Origin of the sequence: Pantoea sp. E2023-21 (assembly GCF_051302795.1) — a bacterium.
Lineage (GTDB): Bacteria > Pseudomonadota > Gammaproteobacteria > Enterobacterales > Enterobacteriaceae > Pantoea > Pantoea ludwigii_A.
On the sequence record NZ_CP195345.1, the window covers coordinates 791480 to 807792 of the forward strand.

The 16313-nt window shown below is 53.1% G+C and carries 16 protein-coding genes; 4 read left to right on the top strand and 12 right to left on the bottom strand.

The genetic code is table 11. The annotated features are described in order from the left end of the window. Positions 1–88 precede the first annotated feature (88 nt). Positions 89–433, top strand: a complete 345-nt coding sequence (locus ACRQ84_RS22575) for an ArsR/SmtB family transcription factor (protein ID WP_483818200.1) — start codon at positions 89–91, stop codon at positions 431–433. On the opposite strand, the gene ACRQ84_RS22580 is transcribed toward ACRQ84_RS22575, so the two are convergent. Beyond that, a complete protein-coding gene (locus ACRQ84_RS22580) occupies positions 426–1616 on the bottom strand; it encodes a CynX/NimT family MFS transporter (protein WP_483818201.1) in 1191 nt (396 codons plus the stop codon). The genes ACRQ84_RS22575 and ACRQ84_RS22580 overlap by 8 nt on opposite strands. 229 nt (positions 1617–1845) lie before the next feature. Here ACRQ84_RS22580 and ACRQ84_RS22585 point away from each other — a divergent pair, with 229 nt between their 5' ends. Then, a complete protein-coding gene (locus ACRQ84_RS22585) occupies positions 1846–2379 on the top strand; it encodes a sterol desaturase family protein (RefSeq protein ID WP_483818202.1) in 534 nt (177 codons plus the stop codon). Here ACRQ84_RS22585 and crtB read toward each other — a convergent pair. The 7 genes from crtB to ACRQ84_RS22620 all read right to left on the bottom strand — a co-directional run bounded on the left by crtB (position 2318) and on the right by ACRQ84_RS22620 (position 10115). After that, positions 2318–3247, bottom strand: coding sequence for a 15-cis-phytoene synthase CrtB (gene crtB, locus ACRQ84_RS22590; RefSeq protein ID WP_483818203.1), 930 nt, complete (start codon positions 3245–3247; stop codon positions 2318–2320). The genes ACRQ84_RS22585 and crtB overlap by 62 nt on opposite strands. Beyond that, a complete protein-coding gene (locus tag ACRQ84_RS22595; protein ID WP_483818204.1) occupies positions 3244–4725 on the bottom strand; it encodes a phytoene desaturase in 1482 nt (493 codons plus the stop codon). Before ACRQ84_RS22595 ends, crtB begins: the two co-directional genes overlap by 4 nt. Then, positions 4722–5888 carry a lycopene beta-cyclase CrtY gene (gene crtY / locus ACRQ84_RS22600; protein ID WP_483818205.1) on the bottom strand — a complete coding sequence of 389 codons (1167 nt, stop codon included), beginning with the start codon at positions 5886–5888 and terminating at the stop codon, positions 4722–4724. The genes ACRQ84_RS22595 and crtY overlap by 4 nt, the downstream gene beginning before the upstream one ends. Next, positions 5888–7165: a glycosyltransferase gene (locus tag ACRQ84_RS22605; protein ID WP_483818206.1), complete on the bottom strand. Its 1278-nt coding sequence runs from the start codon at positions 7163–7165 to the stop codon at positions 5888–5890. Before ACRQ84_RS22605 ends, crtY begins: the two co-directional genes overlap by 1 nt. 14 nt (positions 7166–7179) lie before the next feature. Continuing rightward, positions 7180–8082, bottom strand: coding sequence for a polyprenyl synthetase family protein (locus tag ACRQ84_RS22610; RefSeq protein ID WP_483818207.1), 903 nt, complete (start codon positions 8080–8082; stop codon positions 7180–7182). 608 nt (positions 8083–8690) lie between these two features. After that, complete coding sequence (gene panB / locus ACRQ84_RS22615) at positions 8691–9491, bottom strand: 3-methyl-2-oxobutanoate hydroxymethyltransferase (protein ID WP_483818208.1); 801 nt, start codon at positions 9489–9491, stop codon at positions 8691–8693. Positions 9492–9500: 9 nt separating this feature from the next. Next, positions 9501–10115 carry a LysE family translocator gene (locus tag ACRQ84_RS22620; RefSeq protein ID WP_483818209.1) on the bottom strand — a complete coding sequence of 205 codons (615 nt, stop codon included), beginning with the start codon at positions 10113–10115 and terminating at the stop codon, positions 9501–9503. Between the two features lie 231 nt (positions 10116–10346). Between ACRQ84_RS22620 and ACRQ84_RS22625 the strand changes: the two genes are divergently transcribed. After that, positions 10347–10799: an Lrp/AsnC family transcriptional regulator gene (locus ACRQ84_RS22625; protein WP_483818210.1), complete on the top strand. Its 453-nt coding sequence runs from the start codon at positions 10347–10349 to the stop codon at positions 10797–10799. 36 nt (positions 10800–10835) lie between these two features. Here the strand turns inward: ACRQ84_RS22625 and ACRQ84_RS22630 are convergent, their stop codons facing one another. From ACRQ84_RS22630 to otnK, 4 genes are all read right to left on the bottom strand, one after another. Then, positions 10836–11579 carry a DeoR/GlpR family DNA-binding transcription regulator gene (locus ACRQ84_RS22630; RefSeq protein ID WP_483818211.1) on the bottom strand — a complete coding sequence of 248 codons (744 nt, stop codon included), beginning with the start codon at positions 11577–11579 and terminating at the stop codon, positions 10836–10838. Positions 11580–11590: 11 nt separating this feature from the next. Next, positions 11591–12892, bottom strand: a complete 1302-nt coding sequence (locus tag ACRQ84_RS22635; protein ID WP_007886552.1) for an SLC13 family permease — start codon at positions 12890–12892, stop codon at positions 11591–11593. A gap of 82 nt (positions 12893–12974) precedes the next feature. Further along, the gene (gene otnC / locus ACRQ84_RS22640; RefSeq protein WP_483818212.1) at positions 12975–13613 is read right to left on the bottom strand and encodes a 3-oxo-tetronate 4-phosphate decarboxylase; all 639 of its coding nucleotides are present in this window, start codon (positions 13611–13613) and stop codon (positions 12975–12977) included. Then, on the bottom strand, positions 13610–14866 hold the full coding sequence (gene otnK / locus ACRQ84_RS22645; RefSeq protein WP_091003534.1) for a 3-oxo-tetronate kinase: 1257 nt from the start codon (positions 14864–14866) through the stop codon (positions 13610–13612). The genes otnC and otnK overlap by 4 nt, the downstream gene beginning before the upstream one ends. Positions 14867–15193: 327 nt before the next feature. Here otnK and ACRQ84_RS22650 point away from each other — a divergent pair, with 327 nt between their 5' ends. Beyond that, on the top strand, positions 15194–16264 hold the full coding sequence (locus tag ACRQ84_RS22650) for an isocitrate/isopropylmalate dehydrogenase family protein (RefSeq protein ID WP_007886555.1): 1071 nt from the start codon (positions 15194–15196) through the stop codon (positions 16262–16264). Positions 16265–16313: the final 49 nt, after the last annotated feature.

The window sequence follows — 16313 nt, forward strand, 5'->3', positions numbered from 1 at the left end:
ACGGCGGGTAACCGCTCGTGGTGTTCTGTACATTGTACCGCGGCTACCTGATAATTCGGGGTTCCTACCCACAATGAAGAGGCACGCCATGCTGGAGAATCACCCGCAGCGCGATGAAATCAGGCTGGAGAATGTGCTGGCGGCGTTGGGCAACCCAATTCGCATGACGGTGATCAGCATTCTGGCGGACGGCGGCGAACATACCTGCGGATCGCTGCTGAAAGGCGTATCCAAATCCACCTTGACCCATCACTGGCGCGTGCTGCGCGAGGGTGGCATCATCTGGCAAAAACCGTCCGGCCGAGAAAACCTACTGTCACTCCGACGCGCCGATCTCGATGCGCGTTTTCCGGGTTTGCTCGATTCGCTGTTAAGCGCCACTCAACAAGATGTCTTGACCCGCATGACGTTGGATGATTTCCAGGTTAAATAACCCGCGCACGACCCGCCAGCGTAGCTACCACCATCTGCAAACCCGCAATCACTAAGAGCAGCATCAGCGGCCACTGCCAGTTACCGCTGACATCATGCAGCAGGCCAAAACAGAGCGGGCCAAGTGCGGCTAATCCATAGCCAACACACTGCGCCATGCCCGACAACTTCGCTGCCTGCTGATGATCCTGGCTGCGCAGATTAAACAGCGACAGGCAAATCACCATTGATGCGCCAGCGCCCAATCCCGCCAGAATCAGCCACAGCAGCGCGTAGTTCGGCGCCATTAGCAGACCCGCGACGGCCACAAAGATTGACAGCGAGGCGATAAAACCAATCACGCGCTGATCGCGCATCTTTCTTAGCGCGCTCATGCAGGCCAGATTCGAAACGATGGCGACAATCTGATAGACAAATAGCATGCCGCCCGCCTCTAACTGACTCATTCCGCTGTCTTGCGCGAAAGGCGTGAACCAGCCAATCAAGGTGTAGAACACCAGCGACTGACAGGCCATGAACAGCGAAACCTGCCAGCCTAAGGCGGCGCGCCACGGCGAACGCGTGACTGTGCTGGTGGCGGTATGTTTTACCTGAGAGGCGGGTTTTTTCAGATACGGCAGCCAGGCGAAAAGCGCAACAATCGCTGGCACCAGCCACACCGCTAACGAGAGGCGCCAGCCCGCGCTGCTCAACTCCGCCAGCGGCACTACCACACCCGACGCAATACTGGCGGTGATCGCCATGGTCATCGCATACAAGCCAACATAGCGCGCAGTGTGTTCGGTAAAGTCACGCTTAATCAGCGGTGGCAGAAGCACGTTGGCGGCCGCAATACCCGAGCTCAGGATGATCGTGCCGGCCCACAACGCATTCTCACTGCCGCTGATACGCAGCAACGATCCCAGCGTAATCAGCAGCAATGCGCCCCACAAACTCCGCTCCAGACCAAAGCGGTTGCCGAACCACGCTGCGGGCGGCGCAAGCGTGGCAAACATCAGTAACGGTAAGAAGTTAATCACGCCCGCGGCGCTGGTGCTCAGGCCAAACGTCTGACGGATGTTTTCCAGCACCGGGCCGACCGCGGTAATAGGCGTGCGTAAGTTGGCCGCCGTCAGCAGCAACAAGAACAGGAAAAAACCAGAACGACGCAGGGCAGGATTCGCAGAAAAAGCGGTATGGGTCATATTTTCGCACCATAGCAATGAGGCAGACCGAGTCTGCTTATGGTGCGTTGGTTGACGTTAACGCTTACGCAGCGGTGATTGACCGCTGAAAGGAGGGCAATACTAACCAGTGAGCAGGAAGATGTAAAGTCAGCGGATTACTGCGTGCGGACTTATTCATTTTGTAGCTTGCGCCATCGGTCATCCGCGTCCACCTTTAGTGTTTCCCTTTTCCACAAATGGACGAACAATGCTCTGGTTATGGAATGCGCTTATCTTGCTGGCAACCGTGGTGGTGATGGAAATCGTCGCGGCGCTCTCGCATAAATACATCATGCACGGTTGGGGGTGGGGCTGGCATTTGTCGCACCATGAACCGCACAGCGGCAAGTTTGAGCTTAACGATCTTTATGCGGTGGTGTTTGCCGTGCTGGCCATTGTGCTGATCTATGTCGGCGTACAGGGCTTGTGGCCGCTGCAGTGGATTGGCGCTGGGATGACCACCTACGGCGCGCTCTATTTCATGGTACACGATGGACTGGTGCATCAGCGCTGGCCATTCCGCTACATTCCGCGCAAAGGCTATCTCAAACGCCTGTACATGGCGCACCGCATGCATCATGCGGTGCGGGGGCGTGAAGGCTGCGTCTCATTTGGTTTTCTCTACGCGCCGTCGCTTAATAAGCTGCAAGCTACGCTGCGCCAGCGTCACGGGCGAAAAATCAACGCGGACGCTGCCACAGACCAGCCGGACGCAGCTCAGGACGAGCCACCCGTGAAGTGATCGCCAGACCGGCGCCTTTCACCAGCAGCGCCAGTTTCTCGCCTTTACTGGTTCGTTGGCGCGTATCCCATGCGTGCGCGCCAGCGTGCTGCACCTTCACCCCAATTTCGCGGTAAACGCCGCGTGCCGTGGCGATCGCCCATGCTGAACGCAGCGGCAAACCGGGTAAACCGGATCGCGCCGAGTGATAATAGGGTTCCGCTTCCGCCACTAAACGCGCGGCCAACGCGGCCAGCGCTGCACGATGTTCCGGTGCCGTGAGCATATCGGCACGTAATCCCGCCTGATCCAGCCAGGATTGCGGCAGATAGCAGCGCCCATTCTCGGCATCTTCTACAATGTCGCGTGCAATATTGGTGAGCTGAAAGGCCAGTCCCAAATCGCAGGCGTGATCGAGTACCGCTTCATCACGCACGCCCATCACGCGCGCCATCATCAAACCCACCACGCCGGCGACGTGATAGCAGTAACGCAGCGTGTCATCAAAGCTGGCATAGTGTTCGTCGCGCGCATCCATGGCGAAACCTTCCAGATGATCAAAGGCCAGCTGTTGCGGAAGCTGGTGGATGAGCGCCACTTCCTGAAACGCCTTAAACGCCGGTTCATCCATATGCGCGCCACTGTAGGCGCGCCGGGTTTCAATCTGCAGATGCTGCATGCGTGCCTGAGCATCTTCAACAGCATGCTGCGTGCCGCCTTCGCCCAGCGTTTGCCCATCAATCACATCGTCGCAGTGACGACACCAGGCATACAGCATCAGCGTGCTGCGCCGCGTCGGCGCATCAAATAACTTTGCTGCGGTGGCAAAACTTTTCGAGCCTACCGCCATAGTTTGCGTTACTTGCTCAAGTAAGGGCGGTCGATTCATTCGGCGCGATCCTCCAGCATTAGCTGAGCGGTGGCTTTGGCCGAACCGATCACGCCGGGCACGCCTGCGCCCGGATGGGTGCCCGCACCCACCAGATAGAGATTGCTGATGTCGGCATCTCGGTTATGTGGTCGGAACCAGGCGCTTTGCATCAAAATGGGCTCCAGCGAAAATGCCGAACCGTGATGGGCATGCAGCGTGTCGCGAAAATCAAACGGCGTAAACATTCTGTGTGTGACTAATTGCTGACGTAATCCCGGCATGTAGTGCTGCTCCAGATAAGCAAAAATGCGATCGCGCAAGCGCGGTCCTTCCTGTTGCCAGTCGATGTCAGCGGTGCCGAGATGCGGCACCGGTGCTAACACATAAAAGCTGCCGCAGCCGGGCGGTGCCAGCGACGGATCGCTGCTGCAGGGCGCGTGCAGATACAGCGAGAAATCCTCTGCCAGCTGGCTGCTGTTAAAAATCTCATCAATCAACTCGCGATAACGCGGACCAAAACACACGGTGTGATGCGCCAGCTGTTCATGCGGCTGGTTCAGGCCAAAGTAGAGGACAAACAGCGAGTTGCTCATGCGCTTACGCTTGAGCGATGTCGCACGTTTAGCCGCCAAAGGATGTTCACGCAGCAGTTTGTCGTAGGTATGCACCACATCGGCGTTCGAGGCCACCGCAGCAGCATCGAAGCGTCGTCCGTCCGTCAGCTGGACGCCGCTGATGCGATTGCCGCTGGTTTCCAACTGGCTCACTTCCGCATTCAGCAGCAACTCGCCACCAAGATCCTCAAACAGCCGCGCCATGCCATTCACCAGCGCACCGGTGCCGCCGCGTGGAAACCACACGCCCCATTCACGCTCCAGCGCATGAATTAAGGTATAGATCGATGAGGTTGCAAAAGGATTACCGCCCACCAGCAATGAGTGGAAGGAAAACGCCTGACGCAGGTGATCGTCCTGAATAAATTTCGCCACCATGCTGTAGACGCTGCGCCAGGCCTGCAATCGACCCAATTGCGGCGCCACGCGCAGCATGTCGCGCACCTGCAAAAACGGCACCGTACCCAGTTTCAGGTAACCCTCTTTGAACACCTCGCGCGAATAGGCAAGAAACCGGCGATAGCCTTCCACATCTTGCGGATTGAATGTGGCGATCTGCTGCTCCAGCAGTGGCTGATTGTTGTCGTAATCGAGCTGTTTGCCATCTTCCCAGCACAGGCGATAGAAAGGCGTCACCGGCATCAGCTCGACGTAATTGCTGAGCGATTTTCCCGCCAGCGTAAACAACTCTTCGATGGCACTGGGATCGGTGATCACCGTTGGCCCGGCATCAAAGGTAAAACCTTCATCCTCAAAGACATAGGCGCGTCCGCCAGGTTTATCGCGCTGCTCGAGTAAGGTGGTTGGCATGCCTGCTGCTTGCAGACGAATCGCCAGCGCCAGGCCGCCAAAGCCTGCGCCAATCACATAAGTGCGTTTCATTTTTTCTTCCCTGGTTCGACAGTATTCATCAGCGCGCGCAGCGCTTCACCTAATGGCACTGGCGGTTTGCCGCACAGAATCCGTGCTTTATCGCTCAGGCGCAGTTGCCCGGCGTAAAAGCGGCTTATTAACCCGGCATTGAGCCGGTAAAAACGTTGCATCACGCGCCAGCGCTGCTGTGGCTTTCCGGCCAAAAACAGCATGCGGTTTAACAGTCGGAAAAAGCGCTGCTCGCGCCACTGCTGACGAGCGAAGTGTTCAATGTGTTGACTGAGTGTGCTGGCATCGGTGGGCAACCGGGTTGCCACGAGTTCTGCCAGTGCGACGGCGGATGGCAAGGAGTAACCGGTGGTGGCATGAAACAGCCCAGCGCGCAGGCCACTGCACGGTTGACCGCGCAGCTGTTGCCAGAACGGGTCAATATTGCCGTCTAAGGTAATCGGTAAGATACCGTGCTCTTCACGCAATAGCGTGCTCAGCGTCCAGCCTTGTTGTTGGGCATAGTCCGCAATGTGCTGGCGCGTGGTGTTCTCCGCCAACGTGGGGTGATTCACATAATGCGTGTCTTCAATCAGTAATCGATCGGCGCTGAGTGGCAGCGTATAGACAAACCGATAGCCCGCTTGCTGATCGACGGTGGCATCCATCAGGATCGGCTGCTGTAGGCCGTGTGGCTGCGCCAGCTGCCACTCTTGTCCAAGAAACACCTGATAACCCAGCTGCAGATGCGGCGTAGCCTGCAAACCGCGGCCATCGATTACCACCTGCGCATCAAGTTGACGTCCATCTGCCAGCGTCACCTGCGTGGGCTTTACCTGTTCTACGGCGGCGTCGGTCCACAGATCGTCACCCATCGCAGCGTATAGATGTTGGGCAAAATCGCCTGACGCGATTGAACAATAATCCCCATACAAATTGCGACGCAGGGTGGGAAAACGCACCTGATAACCGGGCCAGCGCGCGGTTATCAGCGGTTGCAGCCAGCGCAACTGTTCGGTGCTGAGATCGCTGTGATGAAATGACCAGGTATGATTGCCCGCCGGATGTGCGTGGCTCTCGAGCAACAGGCATTTCAGCTGCGGCTGCAGTTGACGCAGACGCAGCGCGATCAAACCATTCGCCAGTCCGGCGCCGACCAAAATTACATCATATGGCGCTGGCATCAGGTGGCCTCCGCCAGCACAACTTGCTGCTGACACAACGCCTGTTCGACGATGTCGGCGGCACGCTGGCAACCGCCTGCGCGCTGTAACTGCGCCTGAATGGCTGACATCCTTACCTCGTAGCGATCGTCGTTCAACAGCTGGTGTAAATGCTGCGCGAGTTGATGAACACGGCTGAAGCGCGACGCGCGCCGTCCGACGCCGTGCCACTCAATGCGTGCCGCCACGCCAGGCTGATCAAACGCAATGGGCAGCGCCAGCATCGGCGTGCCGCATTCCAGTGCTTCCAGCGCGCTGTTCAGTCCCGCATGGGTGATAAACAGCTGAGCGTGGTGCAAAGCGGCGCGTTGATCGACGAAATCCGTCACCCACGCAGCGCCAGCGAGTTCAAGTTGATGTGCTTGTTCAGCGTTCAATCCACCGCAATGCGCGACCACCAGCAACAGCTGCTGCTTGCGGCATGCCTGCGCCAGATGCAGAAACAGGCGGAAACGATGCCCCTGCAGCGTACCCAGCGAGGCATAAACCACCGGCTGGCGCAGCGACGGCCAGGGCGCATTAAGCGGTACGGGCGAAACCGGGGCGCGCAGTGGCCCAACGGCGTGATAGCAGGGGGGTAGCTGCTGACGCGGAAAATCAAAGGCCGGCACCATCTGGCTTATTTGTGCCAGCGGCGACAGGCATTGATGCAATCCGCGGCGCGCCGTCAAATTAAACGCCCGCGCGTGTTTGAGGATGACCTCGCCGTGACGACGCATAATGCGATCATAGATATCGCTGCTGGCCTGAAAACGCTTCAGCGCTTTCTCATCCTGCGCGAAACGGAAAGGCATAACAGCCAGCGGAATACCGGCTTCGCGATTGACCGGCAAGGCGCAGGCCACGGAGACAAACGGCAGGCGCAGCGCTTCAGCGACTAAACCGCCAGCCGCTTCCATCTCATCGGCGATCACGCCATCAATATCCAATGATTTGAGTACCGCAGGCAGTTCGCGGCACAGCATATCGGTGCAAGCCGCAAGGTCGTTAATCACCCGAAACAGTGACAGGCCGCCTGGTGAGGCCAGTCGGTGCAGCACCGGCGCCAGCGAGCCGGCGGGATGCGTCTGCTGGCCCACGGCAACAAATTGGATGCGTTCATCGGTGAGCAGGGTCCGAGCGTCGGCCTGCTGAATGAAGGTGATGCGGTGTCCGCGCGCCAGCAACGTTTGTGCTAACGCCTGCAACGCCTGAAAATGGCTGTAAAGCGGCGGCGCAATCACCGCGAAGTGGCCCACCGGCTGAACCGCGCTCAGTTGAACATCGCTAGCTGTTGATTAAACAGCGCGTGCATATATTGGCGAGTAGCGATACCGCGATGGCAGGCGCAGGCAAGATGCGCATCGGCGCTGAGTAGGTGGTCGCGCAGACGACGTTCAGCATTGTCAGCACCGAGCATCTGTACCAACGTGGATTTGCCCTGATCCTGATCGACATCTTTACCGGTGTGTTTACAGCCGTCGGTGAGATCATCGAGCAATTGAAAAGCCTGGCCTAAATCCTGAGCGAAAAAGCTGAGACGTTGCCGCACCTGCGGTGAAGCGTTAGCGGCAATCGCTGCCATTTGCAACGTGGCGCGAAACAGCACGCTGGTTTTGAGTTCGTTGGTCAGCGCAATCGCTTCCGGGCTGCGGCTCTGCGCACCGTCGTGCAGATCCTGAAATTGTCCTTGCACCAAACCTTGCAGGCCAACGGCGGCGGAGAGTTCGGCAATCGCTTCAGATTTATGCATGGCAGGCAAATCGGGTGCAATGGCAATCACTTCAAATGCACGACTGAGCAGCGCGACGGCGGCGAGGATCGCCACATTTTCACCAAACTCGCGGTGTACGGTAGGGCGACCACGGCGCATCTGTGCGTTATCCATGGAGGGAATGTCATCCAGAATCAGCGATGCCGCGTGTACCATTTCGACCGCACAGGCAAGATCGAGGATACCATTTTGTGTTAGCTCGCAACCCATATCGCGCGCCGCCAACATCAGTAATAAAGGACGGATGCGTTTACCCTGCGCCAGCGTACCGGCCCGCATTGCGGCACGCACGCGATCGCTTTGCTGTCCAGCAGGCAATAAATGTTCAAGGTGTGCCTGTAAAGTTTGCTGTAGCTGAAGGAGTTCGCTGGCCTGATGCGCTGTGTCGACACGGGTGGTCATAATGGCTATCCATGGTTGGTGAAATTTTTATGCTTTTTGATTAACCGTAGACTGCGTAAGGTGAGTTCGCCAGCGAGTGCCTTATGTTTCATGGTAAACCCCGAAGTGTATAAGATTCGCCTAATGCTGTGGTGCTAAGATGGATGTTGAAATGTTGTTTATTAAAAGTATTTTTTGTTTAGCTTAGTTCGACTCTCATTCGGTGACTGCACTTCATAACTACAATGATCTACTTGAAAACGCATTAAAAACTCAATTATGGGTAGCTTGAGCCTTCCGGCTTCGAAGGAAATTGAGGACGCTTTACGCGGCGGCTCGCAACTTAGCTATCTACCAAGTTGGAAACGTAAAGAGTATTCATTCAGGATGTGCGCTACGACAGGGGGAAAGATCCTGTCTAATAACGTACAGGGTGCCACGTTGAATCGCCACGGGAACGGGGTCACTCTCACTTGTCATGATATATCGAGAAAATTTGGCCATTGAATTACAGAACTTCACCCGCCTGATTGGCTGGTGAAGTAGGAGAATTTTAAGGCTAAGCAATTTTTCAAAACTGATTTATAAGTCTGGCACTCAACGGTGATTTTTATTCAGCACCATCGTGCTCATTCAGCATAACAATGTTCAGCAGCAGGAAACGTTTTGGTTTTAACCGCAGCAACATAGCTTTGAATAGCATGCTGAATGCTGTCATGGCCCGTCATAAAGTTGCGGACAAATTTAGGCGCGCGCCCTGTGATACTCAGTCCCAGCATGTCGTGTAAAACCAGCACCTGGCCATCAGTATCTACCCCAGCCCCAATACCGATTACCGGGATGGCAACCGCTGCACTGAGTGCTTTGCCTACGGAAGAAGGGACCGCTTCAACCAAAATCATTGCTGCACCGGCGGCTTCAAGCTTAACGGCTGCATCGATAAGCCCTTTGGCCTGTTCTGGTCCACGACCCTGAACTTTAAACCCGCCAAACACATTGACCGATTGCGGCGTTAAACCAATATGTGCGCAGACAGGAATGCCATTGCGGGTTAACTGACGCACCGATTCACACAACCATTCGCCACCTTCCAGTTTCACCATTTGCGCTCCCGCCTGCATCAGACGGCCTGAACTTTGCAAAGCCTGATCTGGGGTGGCGTAGGTCATAAAGGAAAGGTCGGCGATGATAAAGCTGCCGGTGTTACCGCGTTTTACGCTGGCAGTGTGATAAACCATGTCCTCAATGGTGACAGGAAGGGTACTGTCGTGGCCCTGCAGAATCATACCGAGCGTATCGCCGATAAGCAGCATATCGACGCCAGCCTGGCTGGACTCGTGGGCAAAAGTCGCATCGTAGCAGGTCAACATGGCAATTTTTTCGCCGTTTTTCTTCATCTTCTGCAGATGGGTCAGGGTGATCTCTGGCATCTCAATGTCTCATCTAAATGATTCTGTCAGTAATAGCGCTGCGATGATGATCATCAGAGCGCCGGAAATTTGGCTGACGAGGCGTGCAGCCCTTGGCCGGGTTTGTAACACGGCTTTCGATCCGAAGCCCACTATCAGGTAAACCACAGCACAGCTTACGACATGCACCATACCCAATGCGGCCATTTGTAAGGAGAGCGGCCATGTGCCATGCGGATCGGTGAATTGTGGCAACAATGCCAAAAACAGCAGAAATACCTTTGGATTAAGACCACTTATGCAAAGCCCTTTTACAGCCCAACGCAACGCATTACCTTCGACCTGTCTTTCATCTGCAGTGGGAACGGCAGGATGACGCAGCATGCCTATTCCCAGCCAGATCAAATAGCAGGCGCCAGCTACGGTTAATCCTTTCATGAGCGTGGGCAGGTCTGCGACCACGGCTCCTACACCTGCGGCAACAATTAACGTTGCAATCAAGTGACCAGAGAGCAATCCGCAGACTGCGGGAATAACCCGGCCCCCGCGAATGCCTGCGGAGATGGCATAGGCCCAGTCTGCTCCAGGAGTAATGACAAATAGCACTGAAACGGCCCAAAACGCAGCAAAAAAACTCAGCGCCATCGTTACACCCCACTCGATGTATTAGTCATGCTGAGCACAGCGTCTTCGGGATGACTTAAAAAAATGATATTGCACACGATCTTCTACCTGATTAACGAAATAAACAGAATCTATCTTCAGATGCTGGGCGGCGTCGCACAGCATTAGCAGGTAGAAAGAATATCCTCAGCTGGTTAAAATGTGCTTTCAATATTAATGCGTAATGTCGCTGATAAGGGAATAATCTTGCCCATGGACCGAATCGACCGCAATATTCTTGCTGAGCTACAAGCTGATGGCCGTTTATCCGTAACTGAGCTTGCGGAGCGGGTAGGATTAAGCCTGTCACCTTGCCATCGCAGGGTAAAAGCGCTGGAGCAGAGTGGCGTCATTCAGGGGTATCGTGCTCAGCTTGAGCCTGCCTTCCTGGGTTATAACTTCTCGGCGATTGTATTCGTGACGTTGCGTGATGGCGACCGTAAGGCCGTCAGTGCGTTTGAAGAGGCGGTGAAAGAACTTCCCCAAATTACGCTGGCACAACGCTTATTTGGCGATCCTGATTATCTTCTGCATATCACAACGCGTGATTTGCCCGCTTTTCAGCAGTTATATGATGAGAAACTTTCCGCTATGCCCGGCGTACAGAGGCTAACGTCGACCCTGGTGATGAAAACCGTCATTCAGGATCGGCCGTTGCCGCTGTAGGCCGGCTGCTAACTCGTTGTTTTGAGCATGACAATGCTATTTATTTGTAACCGGATGCAGCTTTAGCGGATCCATTCGTCTGCTCAAAATCACCTCCGAGGAAGGCAGGTCAGTAATGACCATGTCCATGTCGGTCAGTGAGAACATCTTGTACAGCGCGTTGCTGCCGTAAGTGTTGTTATCTGCCAGCATGATACATTTTCGCGCTGCGTTGATGATTGCACCATAGTAAGCCGCTCTGTACTCATCATGATGAAAAATGCCTTTATCACTCCATGATTCCGGTGCGATAAACGCCTTTTCAAAATTGAGACTCTGTAAGGTTTCAAGCGCAACGCGTTGATGAAAAGTATTATCATGACGGCTGAGTTTGCCACCAATAAAAAACAGGGCGGCGCTAGAGTGAGTCATAACATGCTGCGCAATGGCAAAGTCATTAGTGACTATGGTCATCTCATCGCTATAAGGAAAATACGTGGCCAACTCAAACGTCAATTTTCCGCCATCAAGATAAACCACTTTGCTATCACCTAAATAACGTAGCGCAGCACGGACCAGAGAATGAGCCCCGGGGCGCTCAACGGGCATACGTAGCGGGGTTTCACGTGATTTCACACCACCGCGCGTAGACATGATGACGCCACGCGCGCTGAGCTGTTCAATATCCCGCCGTATAGTCATCACCGTGACATCCAGCATATCTGCCAGCTCCCGCAGGCTGACAAAATGTTTGATGGATACCACCTCGAGTATCCGTTGATGACGCTCAGCGGGGATCATATCGCTCCTCATCAGACAGGAATAATGCCAAGAACGACAGCGGCCAACAGAGCACAGACACTCATGATCCAGATTTTCACCATGGAGTGACGGATATGCTCACCGACCTGAAGATTAAGCAGTCCTAACCCCAGATGCGTTGCCGGAATAACCGGACTGAGCAGCAAACCTATTTGTTCGGTAATGAGCATGGCGATGGTGACGTGCAGCGGGGAAACGTCAAAACTTTGCCCAAGGCCTACCGCGAGAGGAAGGAGTGCAAAATAGAACGCATCGGAGCCAATCAAAATAACGATCGGTACGCTGAAAGCAGCCAGAATGATATAAAGATAAGGTCCTAAACTGGAAGGAAGTACCGCAGCGAGTTCATTTACTAATACTTTAATAATGCCAGTATTTTGCAATATGCCCACAAATACGCCAATCGTTAAGAAGATCACGATTACCGGGAAGATGGTTAACGCGTAATCTTTAATTTTCTGTTGTGCTTTTTTGGCATCCGGATAATTGATCATGACTGCCAGCGAGAATGCGATCATAAACAGGAAGTTACCCGCGACTAATCCAGAAACCAGAATCACAATGGTTGCAATCACCAGCACAAAGTTGGCGCGCAGCAGCCATGGATTATGGTCACCTTTGCTGGTAAGCATCTCCTCACGCATCACCAGGAAGGCCTCTTTACTAATGCCAGAACCACTTTTATTTTCTACTCTGGCCATGTACCAGCAGAGAATAACGCCGAGAACAAACAGCACGACCTGCAAAGGAATGAGTTTGTAATAGACGTCAAGAATATCAAGATGGGTCACCGCAATGGCTCGGTTGAGTGAGCCTCCCCATGGGGTAATACCCGTTACGCCGACTCCAACGGTAACCAGCATCAGCAACGTTTTACGGCTGATGTTCATCTTTTCATACAGAGGTAACAATGCCGGAACGGTTACCAGCAGGGTTGCGTACGCATTACCATCGAGGCTACAGACTGAGGCTATGACCAATGTCGCAAGTAGAACAGAAAAGGTCGATTGTGTGACGAAACGCAGGATGAAACGCACAATTACGTCAAACACACCGGCTTCTTTCATCAGGGTAAAAAACATGGCGCTAAATGCGACTAGCGTAGCAGTGCCAACTACCGATTTAAGTCCTGAAGCGACATATTCGCCCAGTTCTTTAAAGCCAAATCCACAGACTAAAGCCGCAACCGTAGGTAAGATAATAAACAGCACACTGGGAGGAAACTTATTTTTCAATAAGCACCATGTCAGAATAACAAACATGACAATCCCGGTGATAAGCATCAAAGACATGACTTATCCTTTTAATTTTCAGAGTAGAAGATGTAAAAAAACGCTGCGCAGATAAATCTGCACAGCTTTACCATGGCAATATTTATTTCATATTGAAAAGCGTATTGAGCTCATCAATATTTTCATTAGTTAATGTTTTCATGCCATAGGGTTTGAGTACGAAATAGAGTTTTGCCGTTTCCTCTAACTCTTCTGCATTAAAAACCGCTTCACGGATATTTTTACCCGAAATAATGGGGCCATGGTTGGCGAGAAGAATTGAATTATGATCCTTAGCCAGTTTTTCAACATGCACAGCAATTTCTGGCGAGCCCGGCCGAATATAAGGCACCACCGGCAGTTTACCCACACGCATCACGTAGTAAGGAGTTATCGCCGGCAGTGCATTTTCATAGTCGAGATCGGGCAAGCAAGATAATGCGGTCAGCCAGGGGGAGTGCAAATGTACGATGCCGCCACAAGCAGGACGCTGACGGTACATTGCCAGGTGCATCAGCACTTCTTTAGACGCCTTGTGACCCGAAACCAGCTCACCGGTCATCGTGACTTTACTCAATTCATCAGCTTCCAGGTCGCCAAAACTGGAGTTCGTCGGTGTGGCGAGGATATGGCCATCAGGCAGTTTCAGGCTGATATTTCCAGCGCCACCGCTGCTGTAACCACGTTCAAACAGGGAGCGTGCGTAGCGCACTAAATCCTGACGATATTGGACTTCGCTCATTTCACACTCTCCTGCGCTTTTAAGAAGAAATCACTGTTACCAAAGTTGCCTGACTTGAGAATTACCCACTTTTCTTCATCTAATACCTGTGTCCAGGGTACACCAGGCGCGACAGCATCGCCGATCACCATGCCTTTAATATTGAGACCCTGTGATACCGCACCCGACGTTTCACCGCCAGCAACGATAAATTTGTTGAAACCTTCCTTGCTTAAATTGTGGGCAAGTGTGGCGAAGAAGCTTTCAATCTTCTCACTGACAAATTCTGCACCGTAGTTCTTCTGAATAATCTCGATAATCTGAGGCGGTTGCGTGGCATAGACCATCGGAGCCAACGCATCATTCTTTTGGGTCACCACCCAGCCCGTCACCGTCTGCAAGTACGTGGGTTCGTGAAGGATTTTTTCCACATCCAGTGCCAGTGAGGAGGCGCGCTGCTGATAAAAGTTCACCTGCTGGTTGGTCATGGAAGAGCAGCTGCCTGACAGGACAATGCTTGCCCCCTCTTTGCTGATAGCAAACGCAGGCTTATCAGCGGATTTATGCATCGTATCCAGTGCCGCAATGGCATAACCAATACCTGCTGCACCGGTGATAAGGACATAATCTGCGGTTTCACGCGCGACGGTTAACAGATCATTGTTATCCAGTACGTCACAGATAACATATTTGATCTTTTCCTCTGCCAGTTTGGCTAGGGCATCAGGAATGTCTTCTACATGATTTTTGATGGTGTCGAGATCGATGACTTCGCAGCGGCCGGTGGATTGCGCCTCCATCAATTTTTTAAGTGAAGACTCTCTCATCGGTGTGACTGGATGATGTTCCATCCCGCTTTGGTTCAATAACTGCCCTTTCACAAACAGATGGCCTTGCAAAATGGTCCGTCCATTGTCAGGTACTGCCGGGCAAATCAACGTGATTGGCGCATCCAGATTCTTCATCAGGGCATCGGTAACCGGACCAATATTCCCCTCTTTTGTCGAGTCAAAGGTTGAGCAATATTTGAATAGCTGACGCTTACAGCCCTGTGACTTAAGCCAGTTTGATGCAGACAATGATTGTTCCACCGCCGTCTTGGTCAGAATCGAACGGCTTTTAAGGGCGATAACCACCGCATCGATGCCTTCCTGATCAAATGCCTCAGCAGGAACGCCATTGAACAGCACCACTTTCCAGCCCGCATTCACCATGAAACTTGCAATGTCGGTGGCACCCGTAAAGTCATCCGCGATGACGCCCAACTTAATCATATGTGTTCCTCTAAAGCGGTAACAAATTGAGCTCATATTGCTTTTATGTAAATACAAGTGCAATCGGGCTTGATGTTAATTTGTGCTTTAGATCACAAAATAAGGGGTTATGGTTAACAAATGGGTGTGAGTGGAATCTTTGAAGCGGCTGTTACAACGGGTAATAATCCTAAAGCTCGCAGGGCTTAGCCATAACTTACTGAAAAGACGGAGGAATGTTGTAATGTGTTTTTTTTGTATCAGAAATGTGATCTCAATCACCTTGCCTTCAGTGCATTTATTGGTATAAAAATGCAATCGAAAACTGACCAACCATCTGGAGTATTTATGCGTATTTTGGTTCTGCCTTGTGACGGTATCGGCCCTGAGATCACTTCTGCTGCGGTAACTGTGCTGGAGTCACTGGATAAAGCGTATGGCCTGAACTTTGAGTTCGACTACGAAGACGTAGGTTTTAAAAGCCTGGAGTTACACGGCACTACGCTGCGCCAGGAATCACTCGACCGCGCCAAAACGTATGACGGCATTATTCTGGGTACCCAGTCCCACGCGGATTATCCAGCACCGGAAAAAGGCGGCCGTAACGTTTCTGCTGGCTTCCGCATTGGTCTGGATCTCTATGCTAACGTCCGTCCTGCGCGCACTCGTCCTTTCCTGACGTCTAATATGAAGGAAGGCAAATCCATGGATTTGGTGATCATGCGTGAAGCGACGGAAGGGTTCTATCCAGACCGCAACATGACTCGCGGCTGGGGTGAAGTGATGCCAAGCCCGGATATGGCACTGTCTACCCGTAAAATTACTCGTCATTGCTCTGAGCGTATTGCTCGCAAAGCCTTCGAGCTGGCGATGCAGCGTCGTAAAAAAGTGACCGCAATTCATAAAGCTAACAGCTTCCATATGACGGATGGCCTGTTCCTTGAAGCCGTACGTCACGTGGCAAAAGAGTTCCCTGAAGTTGAGCTGGACGATCTGTTAGTTGATGCGTCAACCGCTCACCTGGTGCGTAACCCAGAGCGTTTCGACGTACTGGTTGCCACTAACTTCTATGGTGACATCATCAGCGACCTGGCGAGTGAATTGTCAGGCAGCCTTGGCCTGGCCGGTTCAATTATGGCCAGTGATACTCATTGCTGCGCGCAGGCTCAGCATGGATCAGCTCCGGATATTCAGAATCAGGACAAGGCGAACCCGGTGTCGATGATTCTGTCGGTTGCCATGATGCTGCAATGGTACGCAGAGAAGCACAACCAGCCAAAATTCCTGAAAGCGGCGGAAGAGATCAGCCGTGCCGTTGATGAAGTGCTGGAAAATCCAGAAACCCGTACGCCGGACCTGGGTGGCAAATGTGGTACTAAAGCCTTTGCTGACAAAGTGGCTGCTTCTATTCGCGCCTGATTAAACGTCATGAGGTTGCCGCACTTTAGCGGCAGCCTGCTTTCATGGA

Coding starts and splice junctions, on each gene's coding strand:
- ACRQ84_RS22650 (WP_007886555.1), top strand. CDS start 15,194: ATGCGTATTTTGGTTCTGCCTTGTGACGGTATCGGCCCTGAGATCACT.
- ACRQ84_RS22585 (WP_483818202.1), top strand. CDS start 1,846: ATGCTCTGGTTATGGAATGCGCTTATCTTGCTGGCAACCGTGGTGGTG.
- ACRQ84_RS22635 (WP_007886552.1), bottom strand. CDS start 12,892: ATGTCTTTGATGCTTATCACCGGGATTGTCATGTTTGTTATTCTGACA.
- ACRQ84_RS22610 (WP_483818207.1), bottom strand. CDS start 8,082: ATGACCACCCGTGTCGACACAGCGCATCAGGCCAGCGAACTCCTTCAG.
- otnK (WP_091003534.1), bottom strand. CDS start 14,866: ATGATTAAGTTGGGCGTCATCGCGGATGACTTTACGGGTGCCACCGAC.
- panB (WP_483818208.1), bottom strand. CDS start 9,491: ATGCCAGAGATCACCCTGACCCATCTGCAGAAGATGAAGAAAAACGGC.
- crtY (WP_483818205.1), bottom strand. CDS start 5,888: ATGCCAGCGCCATATGATGTAATTTTGGTCGGCGCCGGACTGGCGAAT.
- ACRQ84_RS22625 (WP_483818210.1), top strand. CDS start 10,347: ATGGACCGAATCGACCGCAATATTCTTGCTGAGCTACAAGCTGATGGC.
- crtB (WP_483818203.1), bottom strand. CDS start 3,247: ATGAATCGACCGCCCTTACTTGAGCAAGTAACGCAAACTATGGCGGTA.
- ACRQ84_RS22595 (WP_483818204.1), bottom strand. CDS start 4,725: ATGAAACGCACTTATGTGATTGGCGCAGGCTTTGGCGGCCTGGCGCTG.
- ACRQ84_RS22620 (WP_483818209.1), bottom strand. CDS start 10,115: ATGGCGCTGAGTTTTTTTGCTGCGTTTTGGGCCGTTTCAGTGCTATTT.
- otnC (WP_483818212.1), bottom strand. CDS start 13,613: ATGAGCGAAGTCCAATATCGTCAGGATTTAGTGCGCTACGCACGCTCC.
- ACRQ84_RS22630 (WP_483818211.1), bottom strand. CDS start 11,579: ATGATCCCCGCTGAGCGTCATCAACGGATACTCGAGGTGGTATCCATC.
- ACRQ84_RS22575 (WP_483818200.1), top strand. CDS start 89: ATGCTGGAGAATCACCCGCAGCGCGATGAAATCAGGCTGGAGAATGTG.
- ACRQ84_RS22580 (WP_483818201.1), bottom strand. CDS start 1,616: ATGACCCATACCGCTTTTTCTGCGAATCCTGCCCTGCGTCGTTCTGGT.